Source organism: Streptomyces coeruleoprunus, assembly GCF_039542925.1.
Lineage (GTDB): Bacteria > Actinomycetota > Actinomycetes > Streptomycetales > Streptomycetaceae > Streptomyces > Streptomyces coeruleoprunus.
In genome coordinates this window covers 4697727-4713089 of record NZ_BAABIT010000001.1, presented here as the reverse complement: position 1 = coordinate 4713089, position 15363 = coordinate 4697727, and the positions used below count along the sequence as shown (strand labels likewise).

General features: G+C 72.9%; 14 protein-coding genes. 1 reads left to right on the top strand and 13 read right to left on the bottom strand.

Annotation, left to right across the window (positions count from 1 at the left end; genetic code table 11):
• Window positions 1–28: 28 nt before the first annotated feature.
• On the bottom strand, window positions 29–1174 hold the full coding sequence (hppD, locus tag ABEB09_RS21060; protein WP_345691467.1) for a 4-hydroxyphenylpyruvate dioxygenase: 1146 nt from the start codon (window positions 1172–1174) through the stop codon (window positions 29–31).
• Window positions 1175–1295: 121 nt separating this feature from the next.
• On the opposite strand from hppD, the gene ABEB09_RS21055 reads away from it, so the two are divergent.
• A complete protein-coding gene (locus ABEB09_RS21055) occupies window positions 1296–1772 on the top strand; it encodes an Lrp/AsnC family transcriptional regulator (RefSeq protein ID WP_345691466.1) in 477 nt (158 codons plus the stop codon).
• An 11-nt stretch (window positions 1773–1783) separates the two neighbouring features.
• Here ABEB09_RS21055 and ABEB09_RS21050 read toward each other — a convergent pair whose 3' ends face one another.
• The 12 genes from ABEB09_RS21050 to ABEB09_RS20995 form a co-directional block, all read right to left on the bottom strand.
• Window positions 1784–2572 carry a S16 family serine protease gene (locus ABEB09_RS21050; protein ID WP_345691465.1) on the bottom strand — a complete coding sequence of 263 codons (789 nt, stop codon included), beginning with the start codon at window positions 2570–2572 and terminating at the stop codon, window positions 1784–1786.
• A 111-nt stretch (window positions 2573–2683) separates the two neighbouring features.
• Window positions 2684–3325: an IclR family transcriptional regulator gene (locus ABEB09_RS21045; RefSeq protein ID WP_345691464.1), complete on the bottom strand. Its 642-nt coding sequence runs from the start codon at window positions 3323–3325 to the stop codon at window positions 2684–2686.
• 314 nt (window positions 3326–3639) lie between these two features.
• Window positions 3640–5424 carry a DEAD/DEAH box helicase gene (locus tag ABEB09_RS21040; protein ID WP_345691463.1) on the bottom strand — a complete coding sequence of 595 codons (1785 nt, stop codon included), beginning with the start codon at window positions 5422–5424 and terminating at the stop codon, window positions 3640–3642.
• A gap of 136 nt (window positions 5425–5560) precedes the next feature.
• Window positions 5561–5941 carry a type II toxin-antitoxin system death-on-curing family toxin gene (locus ABEB09_RS21035; RefSeq protein ID WP_345691462.1) on the bottom strand — a complete coding sequence of 127 codons (381 nt, stop codon included), beginning with the start codon at window positions 5939–5941 and terminating at the stop codon, window positions 5561–5563.
• Window positions 5938–6138: a CopG family transcriptional regulator gene (locus ABEB09_RS21030; protein WP_345691461.1), complete on the bottom strand. Its 201-nt coding sequence runs from the start codon at window positions 6136–6138 to the stop codon at window positions 5938–5940. The genes ABEB09_RS21035 and ABEB09_RS21030 overlap by 4 nt, the downstream gene beginning before the upstream one ends.
• A 46-nt stretch (window positions 6139–6184) precedes the next feature.
• On the bottom strand, window positions 6185–7633 hold the full coding sequence (locus ABEB09_RS21025) for an MFS transporter (protein WP_345691460.1): 1449 nt from the start codon (window positions 7631–7633) through the stop codon (window positions 6185–6187).
• A 96-nt stretch (window positions 7634–7729) separates the two neighbouring features.
• On the bottom strand, window positions 7730–8302 hold the full coding sequence (locus ABEB09_RS21020) for a Uma2 family endonuclease (RefSeq protein ID WP_345691459.1): 573 nt from the start codon (window positions 8300–8302) through the stop codon (window positions 7730–7732).
• Window positions 8303–8365: 63 nt separating this feature from the next.
• Window positions 8366–8839 (bottom strand): VOC family protein, encoded by a 474-nt coding sequence (locus ABEB09_RS21015; protein ID WP_345691458.1) that lies wholly within the window; start codon window positions 8837–8839, stop codon window positions 8366–8368.
• A gap of 101 nt (window positions 8840–8940) precedes the next feature.
• On the bottom strand, window positions 8941–11250 hold the full coding sequence (locus ABEB09_RS21010) for a xanthine dehydrogenase family protein molybdopterin-binding subunit (RefSeq protein WP_345691457.1): 2310 nt from the start codon (window positions 11248–11250) through the stop codon (window positions 8941–8943).
• Window positions 11247–12500, bottom strand: coding sequence for a (2Fe-2S)-binding protein (locus tag ABEB09_RS21005; protein ID WP_345691456.1), 1254 nt, complete (start codon window positions 12498–12500; stop codon window positions 11247–11249). Before ABEB09_RS21005 ends, ABEB09_RS21010 begins: the two co-directional genes overlap by 4 nt.
• Entirely contained in the window at window positions 12497–13390 is an 894-nt protein-coding gene (locus ABEB09_RS21000; protein WP_345691455.1) for an FAD binding domain-containing protein, read from the bottom strand. Before ABEB09_RS21000 ends, ABEB09_RS21005 begins: the two co-directional genes overlap by 4 nt.
• Window positions 13391–13697: 307 nt before the next feature.
• Window positions 13698–15359, bottom strand: a complete 1662-nt coding sequence (locus tag ABEB09_RS20995; RefSeq protein WP_345691454.1) for a beta-N-acetylhexosaminidase — start codon at window positions 15357–15359, stop codon at window positions 13698–13700.
• Window positions 15360–15363: the final 4 nt, after the last annotated feature.

Genomic DNA, 15363 nt, shown 5'->3' with positions numbered 1-15363 from the left:
GCCACAAGTGTGGGGGCGCGGGCGGCCGTTACAGGTTTCCGCGCTTGGCCTGCTCGCGCTCGATGGCCTCGAACAGCGCCTTGAAGTTGCCCTTGCCGAAGCCCATCGAACCGTGTCGTTCGATGATTTCGAAGAAGACCGTCGGGCGGTCCTGAACGGGCTTGGTGAAGATCTGGAGCAGGTAGCCGTCCTCGTCGCGGTCGGCGAGGATCTTCAGCTCGCGCAGGGTCTCGATCGGCACGCGGGTGTCGCCGACCCACTCGCCGAGCGTGTCGTAGTACGAGTCGGGCGTGTCGAGGAACCGGACGCCGTGCGCCCGCATGTAGCGGACGGTCTCGACGATGTCGTTGGTGGCGAGCGCGACGTGCTGGACGCCGGCGCCGCCGTAGAACTCCAGGTATTCGTCGATCTGCGACTTCTTCTTCGCGATCGCGGGCTCGTTGATCGGGAACTTCACCTTCAGGGTGCCGTCGGCGACGACCTTCGACATGAGGGCGGAGTACTCGGTGGCGATGTCGTCGCCCACGAACTCCTTCATGTTGGTGAAGCCCATGACCTTGTTGTAGAAGCCGACCCAGTCGTTCATCTTGCCGAGCTCGACGTTGCCGACGCAGTGGTCGATGGCCTGGAACGTGCGCTTGGCGGGCGGCTCGACGATCGGCGACGCGGCCACGTAGCCCGGCAGGTAGGGGCCGTTGTAGCCGGAGCGGTCGACGAGGGTGTGGCGGGTCTTGCCGTACGTGGCGATGGCGGCGAGGACGACGGTGCCGTGCTCGTCCTTCACCTCGTACGGCTCGGCGATGCCGGTGGCGCCGTGCTCGACGGCGTACGCGTAGGCCTTGCGGGCGTCGGGGACCTCGATGGCGAGGTCGATGACGCCGTCGCCGTGCTCGGCGACGTGCTCGGCGAGGAAGCGGCCCCAGTCGGTGCTCGCCTTGATGACGGAGGTGAACACGAATCGGGCGGAGCCGTTCGTCAGCACGTAGCTGGCGGTCTCGCGGCTGCCGTTCTCCGGTCCGGAGTAGGCCACGAGCTTCATGCCGAAGGCGGTGGAGTAGTAGTGCGCGGCCTGCTTGGCGTTGCCGACGGCGAAGACGACCGCGTCCATACCCTTCACCGGGAAGGGGTCGGCCTGCCGTGCGGTGTCGGGGGTGTGATGCAGGGTCTCAGTCATGTCCGCAGGCTGCCTCTGTTCCACAAGCTGCGCAATAGTTTGCGTTTCCCCTGGTCAATCTGTACAGCGACGGTCCAGTATGAGGGCGCGTTCTGTACAGGATGACCACGGGGAGAGCGACATGGCGATCGATCATCTGGACGGCAGGCTCATCGCCCTGCTGGCGCGTGAGCCGAGGATCGGCGTCCTGGAGGCGTCACGGCGGCTGGGCGTGGCGCGCGGCACGGTGCAGGCGCGCCTCGACCGGCTCCAGGCGAACGGCGTGATCAGGGGCTTCGGGCCCGAGGTGGACCCGGCGGCGCTGGGCTATCCGGTGACGGCGTTCGCGACGCTGGAGATCAAGCAGGGGCAGGGCGCGGACATCCGGGAGCACCTGGCGGGCGTGCCGGAGGTGCTGGAGCTGCACACGACGACCGGCCACGGGGACATGCTGTGCCGGCTGGTGGCCCGCTCCAACGCGGACCTCCAGCGGGTGATCGACCGGGTGGTCGGGTTCGACGGGATCGTCCGGGCGTCGACGGCGATCGTGATGGAGAACCCGGTGCCGCTGCGGATCATCCCGCTGGTGGAGCAGGCGGCGGACGACACGGAGCCGTAGGTCGTGTCCGATCAGCAGCCGGGGACCTCGCCGCCCCGCTTCAGCGCCCGCAGCGACGCCACGGCGTCCTTCAGGGTGGACACGGGGATCAGCCGCATGCCGTCGGGCAGCTCGGCCTGCGCGTCGGCGCACTCCCCCTTCGGTACGAGGAAGACGGTCGCTCCGTCGCGTGCCGCGGCCTGCGTCTTGAGGGAGACCCCGCCGACGGAGCCGACCGTGCCGTCGGCGGCGATCGTGCCCGTACCGGCGATGACGTGGCCGCCGGTGAGGTCGCCGCGCGCCCCGTCGCCGGCCACCTTGTCGACGATGCCGAGCGAGAAGAGCAGGCCGGCGCTGGGGCCGCCGATGTCGGCGAGGTGCAGCTCGACGTCGATGTCCTTCTCGCTCCGGCCGAGGTACGCGAGGGCCGCGGTGACGGCGCTGTCCTGGGACTTCTTCATCTGTCCGAGGTTGTGCCTCTCGACCTCCTCCTCCGACTTGCCGGCCGGGTAGACGGAGTCGTGCGGCAGCACGGCCCGGTCGTCCCGGAACCACCCGTCCAGGACGTCACCGAGGGCCAGGTCCTCGCCGGGCCCGGTGGCCTGGATGGTGGTCATCCGCAGCTGCCCGGTGGTCTTGCGCGCGGGCACCCCGGAGATGGTGATCACCGGTCGCCCCTGCTCGGCGCCCAGCACGTCCACGGTCGAACCGGGCTGCGCGATCGTGAACGGCAGCGGCGCGAACGCGGCGACGGCGAGCAGCGCGAGAACGGGCAGCCCGCACAGGACGGGAACGCGGAGGCGCGTGAGACTGGAGAGCACCCCGCCAATCTAGCCGCCCGCGGCCGCCGCCCCGTGGGCGGCCGTCCCGGCGTCCTGGTGCGACGGAGGACGTCCTGTATCAGCGCAGGGCGTCTGCAGCCGCACGGCGTCTCAGCGCAGGGCGTCCGCCACCTCGCGGGCCGCGTCGACCACGCGGGGGCCGACGCGTTCCGGTACCGCGTCCGTCAGCATGACGACACCGACGCTGCCCTCGATGCCGGTCACCCCGAGCAGCGGGGCGGCCGCGCCGCTCGCGCCGGCCTCCAGCTCGCCGTGCGTGAGGGTGTACCCCGGTTCGGTGAGCCCGCCCTGGCGCGCGCCCAGGATCGCGCGGCCCGCCGCGCCCCGGTCCAGCGGGTGCCGGAAGCCGGTGCGGTACGCCACGTGGTAGTCCGTCCAGGTCGGTTCGACGACCGCGACGGCCAGGGCCTCGGCGCCGTCCACGAGGGTGAGGTGGGCGGTCGCCCCTATGTCCTCCGCCAGGGAGCGCAGTGCCGGCAGCGCGGCCTCGCGGACCAGGGGGTGGACCTGGCGGCTGAGCCGCAGCACACCGAGCCCGACGCGGGCACGTCCGCCCAGGTCGCGGCGGACCAGGGCGTGTTGTTCGAGTGTGGCCAGCAGACGGTAGACGACGGTGCGGTTGACACCGAGCCGGTTGGACAGCTCGGTGACGGTCAGCCCGTGGTCGGTGTCGGCGAGCAGTTTGAGGACGCGCAGTCCCCGGTCGAGCGTCTGGGAGGTTTCCGCGGTCACGACGCCCTCTCCTTCGGAGTGAGTGACGGCGGACACTCTCAACGCTTCGGCGACACCTGTCCCATGAGGCGTCGCACCGAGAGGCCGCCGGCAGGCCATGGCACACCGGCTGCGCTCCGCGGCGGCGCTGCCACGGGGCGTTTGCATGTGCCCGGGACAGTAGCGACCCTCTCCGCTCAGCGGAAGACCTCGTCCAGAATCCGGGCGTGGATGGGGAGTTCATCCCCGTATGTACGCCTTCTCATGGAGATGCCCCGAAGCCTGACCTGAAAGGCGGTTCACGGCTCCGGGGCATGCCGGCGTGGCGCGGGACGTCACCGCATACGGGTGGCCCACTCCTGGACCTTCTTGATCCGCTCCCGGATCTGCCCCGCCGTGGCCTCGGCACTGGGCGGCCCGCCGCACACGCGCCGCAGCTCGGTGTGGATGACGCCGTGCGGCTTGCCGCTCTGGTGTACGTACGCGCCGACCATCGTGTTCAGCTGCTTGCGCAGCTCCATCAGCTCCTTGTGGGAGACGACGGGGCGCCGCTCGGCGGGCAGCTCCAGCAGGTCCGCCTCCTCGGCGGGCTTCTGCCGGCTGTGCGCGATCTGCCGGGCCTGCCGCTTCTGGAGCAGCAGCTGGACCTGGTCGGGCTCCAGCAGGCCGGGGATGCCGAGGTAGTCCTGCTCCTCCTGGCTGCCGGGGTGGGCCTGCATGCCGAACTCGGCGCCGTTGTACATGACGCGGTCGAAGACGGCGTCGGACTCCAGCGCCTCGAACGGCAGCATGTCCTGCTCGCCGGTGTCCTCGTCCTGCTGCTTGTTCGCCTCGTCCAGCTCCTTCTCGGACTCGGCGTACGGGTCCTCCTCGCCCTCCTTCTTCGGCCGGTCGAGGACGTGGTCGCGTTCGACCTCCATCTCGTTGGCGAAGCCGAGCAGCATGGGGATGGTGGGCAGGAAGACCGACGCGGTCTCGCCGCGCCTGCGGGACCGTACGAAACGCCCGACGGCCTGCGCGAAGAACAGGGGCGTCGAGATGGTCGTGGCGTACACGCCGACGGCGAGCCGGGGCACGTCGACACCTTCGGACACCATACGGACGGCGACCATCCACCGGTCGTCGCCGTCGCTGAACTCGTCGATCCGCTTCGAGGCGCCCACGTCGTCGGAGAGCACGACGGTCGCGCCGTGTCCGGTGATCTCCCGGATGAGCTTGGCGTACGCGCGCGCCGAGTCCTGGTCGGAGGCGATGACGAGCGCGCCGGCGTCCGGGATGGACTTGCGGACCTCGGTGAGCCGCTGGTCGGCGGCGCGCAGGACGTTGGGCATCCAGTCGCCGCGCGGGTCGAGGGCGGTGCGCCAGGCCTGCGAGACCGCGTCCTTGGTCATCGGCTCACCGAGGCGGGCGGCGACCTCGTCGCCGGCCTTGGTGCGCCAGCGCATGTTGCCGCTGTAGCTGAGGAAGATCACGGGCCGGACGACGCCGTCGCCGAGGGCGTTGCCGTAGCCGTACGTGTAGTCGGCCGCCGACCGCCGGATGCCGTCGTTGCCCTCCTCGTACGTGACGAAGGGGATCGGGTTGGTGTCCGACCGGAACGGCGTACCGGTGAGGGCGAGCCGCCGCGTGGCCGGCTCGAACGCCTCCAGGCAGGCCTCGCCCCAGGACTTCGAGTCACCGGCGTGGTGGATCTCGTCGAGGATGACGAGCGTCTTGCGCTGCTCGCAGCGGTTGCGGTGCAGCATCGGCCGCACACCGACACCGGCGTACGTCACCGCCACACCGTGGTACTCCTTGCTGAGCGGCCCGGCGCTGTACTCCGGGTCCAGCTTGATGCCTATCCGCGCGGCGGCGGCGGCCCACTGCTTCTTCAGGTGCTCGGTCGGGGCGACGACGGTGACCTGCTGGACGACGTGGTGGTGCAGCAGCCAGGAGGCGAGCGTCAGCGCGAAGGTCGTCTTGCCGGCGCCGGGCGTCGCGACCGCGAGGAAGTCGCGCGGCTGCTCCTGGATGTACTTCTCCATCGCGGCCTGCTGCCAGGCGCGCAGCTTGTTGGCGGTGCCCCAGGGGGCGCGGCCGGGGAAGGCGGGTGAGAGGTGATGGGAGGCGGTAGTAGTCACGGTCTCCGATTCGGGGCTCTCGGCACTCGGGTCTCGGTCGCACGAGGACTCGCGTACGACAACCGGGCCACCCTACCGGTGGCCCGGCGCCACCCCGGGCGGAACGGGGCCGTGACCTCGGGGAGTGCGAGGTGTGTCACATCGCCAGTTCGGTCAGCCGGTCGGCGATGCCCTTCACCTCGTCCGCCCGGCCTGTGGCGACGTCGACGACGAGCCGTTCAGCGGCGTCGATGTCGGGGCGGAGGTTCACGCCGTTCATGGCCAGGAACGTCACGCACGAAAGCCAGGCAGTCCGTTTGTTGCCGTCGAAGAACGGGGGGTTGATCGCTAGGGACTGGAGGAGCGCGGCGGCCTTCTCCATGAGATCGGGGTAGGCCTCCTGACCGAACATGGCGGCCGAGGGGCGGTGCACCGCCGATTCCAGGAGTCCCGCGTCCCTGACGACGACGTCCTGGTCATCGATCGCGTACTCGGCGATGGTCAGGACGTCCTCGGCGGTCAGGTAGATGCACGTCACTTGAGCCGCTCCAGCAGTTCGTGCCACTTCGCCGCCTGCTCCTTGGCCGTCTTGCGCACGATGGCCTCCTGAGCGGTGCGCGCCAGGTAGTCGTCGACCGCCTTGAGCACTATGGCGTGCATACTGACGCCCTCCTGCTCGGCGCGCTGCTTCAGGGCGTCGGTCTGGTCGTCGCGGAGACGCAGGTTCATAGCCATACCAGAATGGTACTACCGCGTGGGGTCATTCTGGTACCACGCGGTGTCAGGGCCTCTCCGGCACACGGACGCGGGACGCCACCCACGCGCCGAAGAGCGCCACGGCCGCCATCGGCAGGAAGACCGCGGCGAACGCCACCGGGTGGGAGCCGCCCGCGGCCGCGTGGCCCGCCACCGAGCCGCCTCCGAGGGCGGCGAACGCGGCGCCGCCCGCGGCGAGCAGCAGGACGTTCGACAGGCCGTCCGAGATCTGGAGCGCGGCGGAGTTCGAGCCGGCCTCCTCGGGGGCCGACAGCTTCAGCAGCAGCACGCTCGTCGAGGCGATGACCATGCCCATGCCGAGGCAGCCGAAGCCCCAGGCCACGCCCACGATCCACACCGGCACCCAGGGGATCAGCACCGACGGCACCACCGCGATGGCCAGCGTCACCAGCAGCATGCCGAGCACCATGAGCCGTTCCCGGTACGGCTCCACCCGGGGCCGGGACTGGACGAAGGAGCCCAGCGCCCAGGTGGCGCCGCCCACCGCGAGCGAGAGCCCGGCCAGCGTGGGGCTCAGCCCGCGCTCGGTGACCAGCATCAGCGGCACGAACGACTCGGCCGAGATGAACGCGCCGGCCGCCACACCGCGCAGCAGCACCACCGCCGGCAGGCCGCGCGCCGCCCGGTGGATGCCGCGCGGCAGCAGCCCTCGTGCGGCGGGTACGAGGAGCGCGGCGCCCACGACGGCCGGGGCCAGCGACAGCCAGCGCAGCTCCTGCCCGGCGTACTGCAGCAGTCCGGCGCCCAGCGAGATCCCGAACGCCAGCCGCAGCCGCCGCGCGTCCAGCGGCCCGGCCGGCGCCGACGGGTCGGCCGGACCCGACGCCATGCGGCGGATCGCGGGCAGCGCGAGCGCCAGCGGGAACACGACGAGCGCGGGAATGCCCAGGAACACCCAGCGCCACCCGAGCTGCTCGGTGACGGTCCCGGAGGCCAGCGGCCCGACGACCGACGGGATCACCCAGCTCGCCGCGAACGCGGCCATGATCGAGGGCCGCAGGTGCTCGGCGTAGGCGCGGCTGACGACCACGTACAGGGCGACGATCACCAGCCCGCCGCCGAGACCCTGCACCGCGCGCCCGGCGATGAACAGCCACATCGTGCCGGCCGTGCCCGACAGCACGAGCCCGGCCCCGAAGGCGGCGATCCCGGTGGCGAGCGCACCGAGCGGCCCCTTCCGGTCGGCCCACTGGCCGGCCAGCACCATGCCGAAGAGGCTGGTGGTGAAGTACGCGGAGAACGCGAACGCGTACAGCGCCACCCCGTTCAGCTCCCGCGCCGCGACCGGCATCGCCGTACCGACGGCGGTCGCCTCGAACGCGATCAACAGGACGACGGAGACGATCCCGATGCTCAACGCCCGGTGCGCCCGGTCGAGAACACCGCCCCCGGGGCTCTTCGGCCGGTCGATGTCGGTGTCGGGGGCGGTGTCGGGGGGCTCCAAGGCGCTCATGACCCCCAGAGTAAGAGGCGTAACCGAGGATGGCCCCTGTCGTGCGACGCAAACGATCTCGGCCCTTGGTCGTACGCCCCGAGGGCCGGACGGCCGTCAGCGCAGGAGACGCGCCAGGTCGATGTCGAGGTCGTACGGGACCGCGGCCTTGACCCGCTCCCGATGAATACCCGTGGCCACATAGGTCCGTGTCGTGTCGTCCAGTTCGTAGGTATGGACGACGGGCAGCCCGTGCTCCTCCTCGACACGCCAGAAGTACCGGATCCCGGCACGCGCGTACTTGAAGGGCTTGGTCTCCCGGTCACGCTCCTGCGACTCGTCGGAGACGACCTCGACCACGAGGTCGACCTCTTCGGGAAGGAAGCAGGTGCGGTCCGGTTCGTAGGCCACCCTGGCCGCGACGACATCCGGCTCGGGACGGCTCTTGGTGCTCAGCCGCACCGTCATCTGCGCTTCGACGGTCCGCCCGGCCGGCGCCCGGTCCTCCAGAGCGGCCGCCAGACGACGGATGACGCGGGCGTGCCAGAGCCGCTGGGGGCGCACCCTGAAGATCAACGCTCCGTCGATCAGCTCGGTGTGGCGGGGGAGGTTCGGAATGTGGTCGAGGTCGTCGGCCTCCCACCCGCTGGCGCGCGGCGGACAGAGCCACTCGGGAGGTGTGGCGGTCATGGTCTCCTCCAGGGGGTGCCCCGGCCGGCTCAGCCAGCCGGGGTCCGGGCCGAGAGGGTCGCCTCACCCCTCGTACGCGTCCTTCAGCGCCTGCACGTCGATCTTCTTCATCTTGAGCATGGCCTCGGTGACCCGCTTCGCCTGCTCCGGCTCCGGGCTGGCCATCATCTCCCCGAGGATGCGCGGCTCGACCTGCCAGGACACGCCGAACTTGTCCTTGAGCCAGCCGCAGGGGCCTTCCTCGCCGCCCTCGGCGAGCCGGGTCCAGTAGTAGTCGACCTCCTCCTGGTCCTCGCAGCCGACGTTGAGCGAGACGGCCTCGTTGAACGTGAACTCCGGCCCGCCGTTGAGCGCCACCAACCGCTGCCCGGCGATCTCGAACTCCACCGTCATGACCATCCCCGCGGGCCGCGGCGCCCCCTCCGGGTAGGGCGTGACCTTGAGGATCCGTGAGTCCTTGAAGATCGAGGTGTAGTGCTCGGCCGCCTCCTGGGCCTGCGTGTCGAACCAGAGGAACGGCGTGATCCTGGGCTGCATGACGGGGTCCTTTCCCTTGTGCCTTCCACATGGGTAGACCGGGAAGCACCCCGACACTCATCGCTCACCCGTCCAGCAGCCCCGGAGGGGCCCGAAGCGGCCTACGCGTTCGCCGTGACCACCGCTGCCTGTGGGCGGATCGGGAGGCGGTTCACCGGGCGGCCCGTGGCGGCGCGGACCGCTGCGGCCACCGCCGCCGGGGCCGTGACCACGGGTACCGCGCTGGCCGCCTTCGCGCCGAACGGGGCCACCACGTCGCGCTCCTCGATCAGTTTGACGATGCGGACGTGCGGGGCGTCCAGGGCCGTCGGCAGGGCGTAGCCCGTCAGGTCGGGGTGGCGGACCAGGCCGCGGGGGGTGCGCAGGTTCTCGGTGAGGGCCGCGCCCACGCCCTGGGTGACGCCCGCCTCGATGCGGGTGGCCAGCTGGGCCGGGTTGAGGATGCGGCCGACGTCCTGGGCGACCGCCGTCTCGACCACGCGCACGGAGCCCAGTTCGATGTCGACGTCCACCACCGCGCGGATCGCGCAGAAGGCGAGGCCCACGAACGCGTCGCCCTGGCCCGCCTCGTCGAGCGGCTCGGTGGGGTGCGGGCGGCACTGCGCGGTGGCCCACAGCTCCTTGCCGTCGAGGGCCTCGGCGACCGTGGTGGACAGCACCCCGTCGTACGAGGTGATCTTGCCGTCGGCGATCTGGAGCAGCTCCGTCGACATGCCGAACTTGTGCGCCAGGGGCTGGAGGAGCTGTGTGCGGACCATCTTGGCCGCGCGCTCCACTGCGCCGCCCGACACCCAGGTGTGCCGGCCGTGCGTCGCCGGGCCGGCGGGCGGCTGGTCCGTGTCGACGGAGGCGACGTGCACCTCCTCGACGCCCAGGATCTCCTGGACGATCTGGCGGGCCAGCGTCGAGAAGCCCTGACCGGTCTCCACAGCGGCGCACAGGACCGTCGCCACGCCGTCCTGCACCTTGACCGTGGCCGTGGACACCTCGTCCGTGCCCTCGGCGCCCAGCATGTGCACCATGCCGAGCGCGTAGCCGACCCCGCGCCGTACCGCGCTGGGTTCGCCCGCGCCCTCGGGGCCGCCCGGCAGCAGCCAGTCCTCCTCCGCGGTGTCCATGGGGAGCGGCGGCAGCGGGTGGTCCCGTACGGCTTCCAGGAGTTCGGCCACCGGCGCCGGGCAGGTCACCGTCTGGCCCGTCGGCAGGAGGTCGCCGGTCGCCAGCACGTTGCGCAGGCGCAGTTCCGCCGGGTCCAGGCCCAGTTTCGCGGCCAGCTTGTCCATCTGGCCCTCGTACGCCGCGCACACCTGCATCGCGCCCTCGCCCCGCACATGGCCGGACGGCGGGTTGTTCGTACGGACCGCCCAGCCCTCGATGAAGGCGTGCGGGACGACGTACGGGCCGCAGGCGAAGGCCACCGCCGCGGCGAGGGAGTCGGAGGAGGCGTCGCCGTAGGCGCCCGCGTCCAGCAGGATCTGTGCCTCCACCTTCACCAGGCGGCCCTCGGCGTCCGCGTGGTGGCGGTAGCGCAGGAGGGTGGGGTGGCGGTGGGCGTGGCCCAGGAACGACTCCTCGCGGGTGGCGGCGAGTTTGACCGGGGCGCCTGTACGCAGGGCGAGGAGGCCGAGCGGGATCTGGAAGCCGGGGTCCTCGCGGTCGCCCATCGCGCCCGGGACACCCGTGACGACGACCTTGACCTGCTCGGGCGGCAGTCCGAAGCAGGCCGCCGCCAGGTCCCGGTCGGTGTGCGGGTCGGTGGACGCGGTGTAGATCTCGACGCCGCCGTCCGGGCGGGGCACGGCGAGCCCGGCCTCGGCGCCGATGGGCGCGGGGTCCTGGCGGCCGATGCGGTACAGGCCCTCGACGACCACGTCGCCGGCGGCGTCCGGGTCGCCGTAGCGGAGGGGGATGTGGCGGATCAGGTTGCCGTCCGGGTGCAGCGGGGGCGCCGAGAACGCCTTCTCGGGGTCCGTGACCGGGTCCAGCACCTCGTACTCGACGATGATCGCCGCCGCCGCGAGGCGGGCCGTGTCGGGGTGGTCGGCGGCGACCGCGGCGATCGCCTCGCCGTGGTGGCGGACCAGGTCGGCGGCGAAGACGGGGCGGTCGGCGACCGTGCGGCCGTACGCGGAGTCCCCGGGTACGTCGGCGTGGGTGACCACGGCGCGTACGCCCGGCATGGCGGCGGCCGCCGATGTGTCGATGGACAGGATGCGGGCGTGGGCGTGCGGGGAGCGCAGCAGCGCGGCCCAGAGCAGGCCCTCGGCCCACAGGTCGGACGCGTACGGGAAGGTGCCCTCCGCCTTGGCCCGGGCGTCGGCCGACGGCAGCGACGCGCCGAGGCCGCGGGTGGGCTGCTCCTGCCGGGGGGCCTCGACCGCCGGGATGGCGGTGGCCGCGTCGTTGCTCACGCCGTGCCTCCGTCGTGCGGGTGGGGAACCTGGTGCGGGATGCGGACCCGGGGGCGCTCCTCGGGCGGGCCGTCGGGGGCGGCGGCGCTCGCCGCGCGCTCGGCGACGACGTCCCGTACGGCCTCCACGGCGCCCTGGTAGCCGGTGCAGCGGCACAGGTTGCCGGAGAGCGCCTGGCGGGTCTCCAGCTCGGTGGGGGCGTGGTTGCGCTCCAGCAGGTCGTGCACGGTCATGGCCATGCCGGGGATGCAGAAGCCGCACTGGACGGCGCCGCAGCGGGTCAGGGCGCGCTGGACGTCGGAGGGCTGCCCGTGCGCGGCCAGGCCCTCGACCGTACGGACCTCGCTGCCGGCGGCGGTGGCCGCGGGCACCAGGCAGGAGGCGACGAGGCGGCCGTCGACCTGGACGTTGCAGGCGCCGCATTCGCCCTGCGAGCAGCCGTCCTTGGCGCCGGCCAGGCCCAGCCGCTCGCGCAGCACGTAGAGCAGGGACTCGCCGATCCACGCCTCGGTGACGGGCCGGTCGTGCCCGTTGACGCGCAGCACGTAGGAGATGTGGGGGTGCTCGTCGCTGTCCGCGATGCCGGTGGCGGGGGCGGGCGCGGCCACGGGCTCGCCGGGGGCGCCGGCTTCGGGGGCCGTGTCCTCGGATGCGGGCTCCGGGTCGGCGGCGGGCGTGGGTGCGGGTACGGACGCTGGTGCGGCCTCCGCGGGCGCGGTCCCGGTCGACGCCTCGTGGGCCGCCTCCGCGCCGGGCTCCGCCCCGTCCTCCGCCCCCGGCTCCTCCACGGCCGCCGACGGCACCGGCTCGGGTTCCGGTTCCGGCTGGGGTTCCTGGGGTGTGGCCCACGGCGCGGGCGCCCCGCCCGGCAGGGTCGCGGGCGGGGTGGCGCCGCCCGCCCACGGCAGCCCGGCGGCGGCCTGGGACATCTGGTACTCGCCGGACTCCTCGGGCAGGTCCCCCTGCGCGACGGGGATGGTCCACTGGCCCGTCAGGTCGGCCGGGCCGGGCGCCGGGGGCAGGCCCTGCTCCGCGGCGAGCGCGTCGTGGAAGTTCCAGTGCGCGGTGGCGTGCGGGTCGGCGATGTGCGGCGGTACGTAGCCGTGGCCGGGCGCCTCCAGCGGGATGCCGTCCAGCGCGGCGCCGGGCGGCAGCTGGACGAAGGCGGTGGCCTCCCCGTCGTACTCGCCCTGCGGGGTCGGCTGCCAGCCGCCGGTCCCCGGCGTGTTCTCGTGGTCCTCGGCGGTCACGACAGCGCCCTCCCCAGTGCTCGTCGGGCCAGCACGGCGACGGTGCGGCGCAGTTGCAGTACGGCGGGTGGCAGCGGGGGCGGTTCCTCGCCCTCGGCCGCGGGCGGCTGGTCCGGGATGCAGGCGGCCGCCACGTACTCGCCGAACGCCAGCAGGGCCTCCGGCGCCAGCCCGCGCTCGCCGTCCCAGTCGACGAGCGAGGCGATCCAGTGCTCGGCCTCCAGCGGCCGCAGCGGCATCGGGGCGATCGCGCCGACCGCGCAGCGCACCGAGCGCCGCGCCGGGTCCAGGACGACGGCGACCGACGCGAGGGCGCGCCCGGGGCCGGTGCGCCCGGTGGCCTTGAGGAACACCTGCGGGGCGTGCAGCAGCGGCACCCGCACGTGGGCGACCAGCTCGCCGGGGCCCAGCATGTCGCGGCCGGCCAGCAGGTGCGAGACGGGCACTTCGCGCGCGCCGCCCGGGCCGACGACGACGAGGTCGGCCTCCAGGGCGGCCAGCACGGGCAGGGAGTCGCCGGCGGGCGCGGCGGAGACGATGTTCCCGCCCAGGGTGCCGGCGTTGCGGATCTGCGGCGGCCCGGCGGCGCGGGCGGCGGCGGCGAGCGCCGGGATGAGCGCGGCGAAGTCGGGGCGGCCCATGCGGGCGTGGGTGAGACCGGCGCCGAGCAGGGCGTGGCCGTCCTGGTACTGCCAGCCGCGGATCTCGTTGATGCGGCCGAGGCCCACCAGGCCGGCGGGGCGCAGCTGCCCCTTGTTGACGGCGGCCATCAGATCGGTGCCACCCGCGACGGGCACGGCGGCGGGCATGGCGGTGAGTGCCGCCACGGCCTCGTCGAGCGTGACCGGCAGCGTGACGGACTGCGCCGTCTGCGGTGCGTGCGTGGTCAACCCAGCTGCCCCTTCCCGGTGTCCCGGCTGTCCCGGCTGTCCCGCCTGTGTTGCCGTACCGTACGTGCTCACAGCCCGGACGTGGAAACTCTGGCACATCTTCCGGGACGGGCGACGCGAGGGTCCGCGAAGGACGGAAGCGCCCGCGACCTCCCGTGACCTCCCATGACCGGGAGATGGTCCGCTTTGCCACACCATCGGCGGCACGGGCGGATTACTCCGACTCTCCTCCCTTGCGCGGCTTGTTCCCGGGGCCGCACCACGGTCGCAGGCGGTGGGCGCGCGGGGGTCCGGCTTCCCGCCGGGGTCACACGTTCGGGGGCGTTCCTTCGATCGGACGTCCGACCACTCCCGGGCGTCGTTGCCACGGCGCCGGGCCGTTGGGCGGCCGGTAGTCGACCCCCAGTGCGTCAAGGCGCCGGTAGTGCGCCGTCATTCGGCGCGCGAATCCGGCGACGTCGCGCGCCGGGGGCGCGGGGAGCGCGGTGGACCACACGACCTCGGCGAAGGCGGCGAGGCGGGGGAAGGTCTGGTAGTCGACGCGGGAGCGGTTCTCCATGACCTCGGTCCAGACGTTGGCCTGGGCTCCCAGGATGTGCGCGGCGGCCTCGGGCGAGAGGCCGGGGGGTACGGGCTCGAAACGGTAGACGTCCTCCAGGGTGCGGACGTATCCGATGGGCACGGGCTCGTCGGGGCCGCCGTCCTGGCGGTGGTCCAGGTAGACGTGCTGCTCGGGGCACATGACCACGTCGTGGCCCGCCTCGGCGGCGGCGACGCCCCCGGCGCGGCCGCGCCAGGAGGAGACCGCGGCGCCCGGCGCGAGGCCGCCCTCCAGGATCTCGTCCCAGCCGATGAGGCGGCGGCCCCGGTCGGCGAGCCAGCGGTCGAAGTGGCGGACGAACCAGGACTGGAGGGCGTCCTCGCCGCTGAGCCCGAGTTCCGCGATGCGCGCCTGCGCGGCGGGGGACGCCTTCCACTGGTCCTTGGGGCACTCGTCGCCGCCGATGTGGACGAACGGCGAGGTGGCGGCGGGGAACAGGTCGAGGACCTCCTCCAGGACGCCTTCGTAGAAGCGGAGGGTGTTGTCGGTGGGGGCGAGTACGTTCGGACTGACGCCCCAGGTGTCCCACACGGAGAGGGTGGTGGTGTCGATGACGTCGGTGTTGCCGAGTTCGGGGTACGCGGCGATGGCGGCCTGCGAGTGGCCGGGGACGTCGATCTCGGGGACCACGCGGATATGCCGCTCCGCGGCGTAGGCGACGATCTCGCGGATGTCGTCCCGGGTGTAGAAGCCGCCGTGCGGGGTGTCGTCCCACAGGGGTGAGGCGCGGTGGCCGCGCTTGGTGCGCGCCCGCCAGGCGCCCACCTCGGTGAGGCGCGGGTACCGCTCGATCTCGATGCGCCAGCCCTGGTCGTCGGTGAGGTGGAGGTGCAGGACGTTGAGCTTGTGGGCGGCGAGCAGGTCGAGGTAGCGCAGGACGTCGTCCTTCGGCAGGAAGTGCCGGGCCACGTCGAGGAGGAGGCCGCGCCAGGGGAAGCGGGGCCCGTCCTCGACGGTGACCTCGGGGAGGACCCAGGCGTGGCCCACGGGGACGACGGGCGCCTTGCGGTACGCCTCGGGGCCGAGGAGCTGGCGCAGGGTCTGGGCGCCCCAGAAGACGCCGGCGGCGGAGCCGCCCTCGATGAGGACGGCGGGCTCCGCCGGGGAGGCGCCGGTGACCAGGCGGTAGCCCTCGGGGCCGTACGCGCGCTCGACGGTGCCGCTGATCCGCAGCCGGAGGGCCCGGGGGCCGCCGCCGGGCGGGAGCGGCAGGCCGGTGGCCGCGCCGATCGCCGTACGCATCCAGCGGGCCACGCCGTCGGTGCCGGGACCGGCGTCGAGGGTCGTGCCGGCGTCCAGCGCGATGCGCCCGCCGCCTCCTCCGTAGGTGAGCGTGCGGGGCGCGGGGACGAGGTCCGGCGAGTCCATGGCG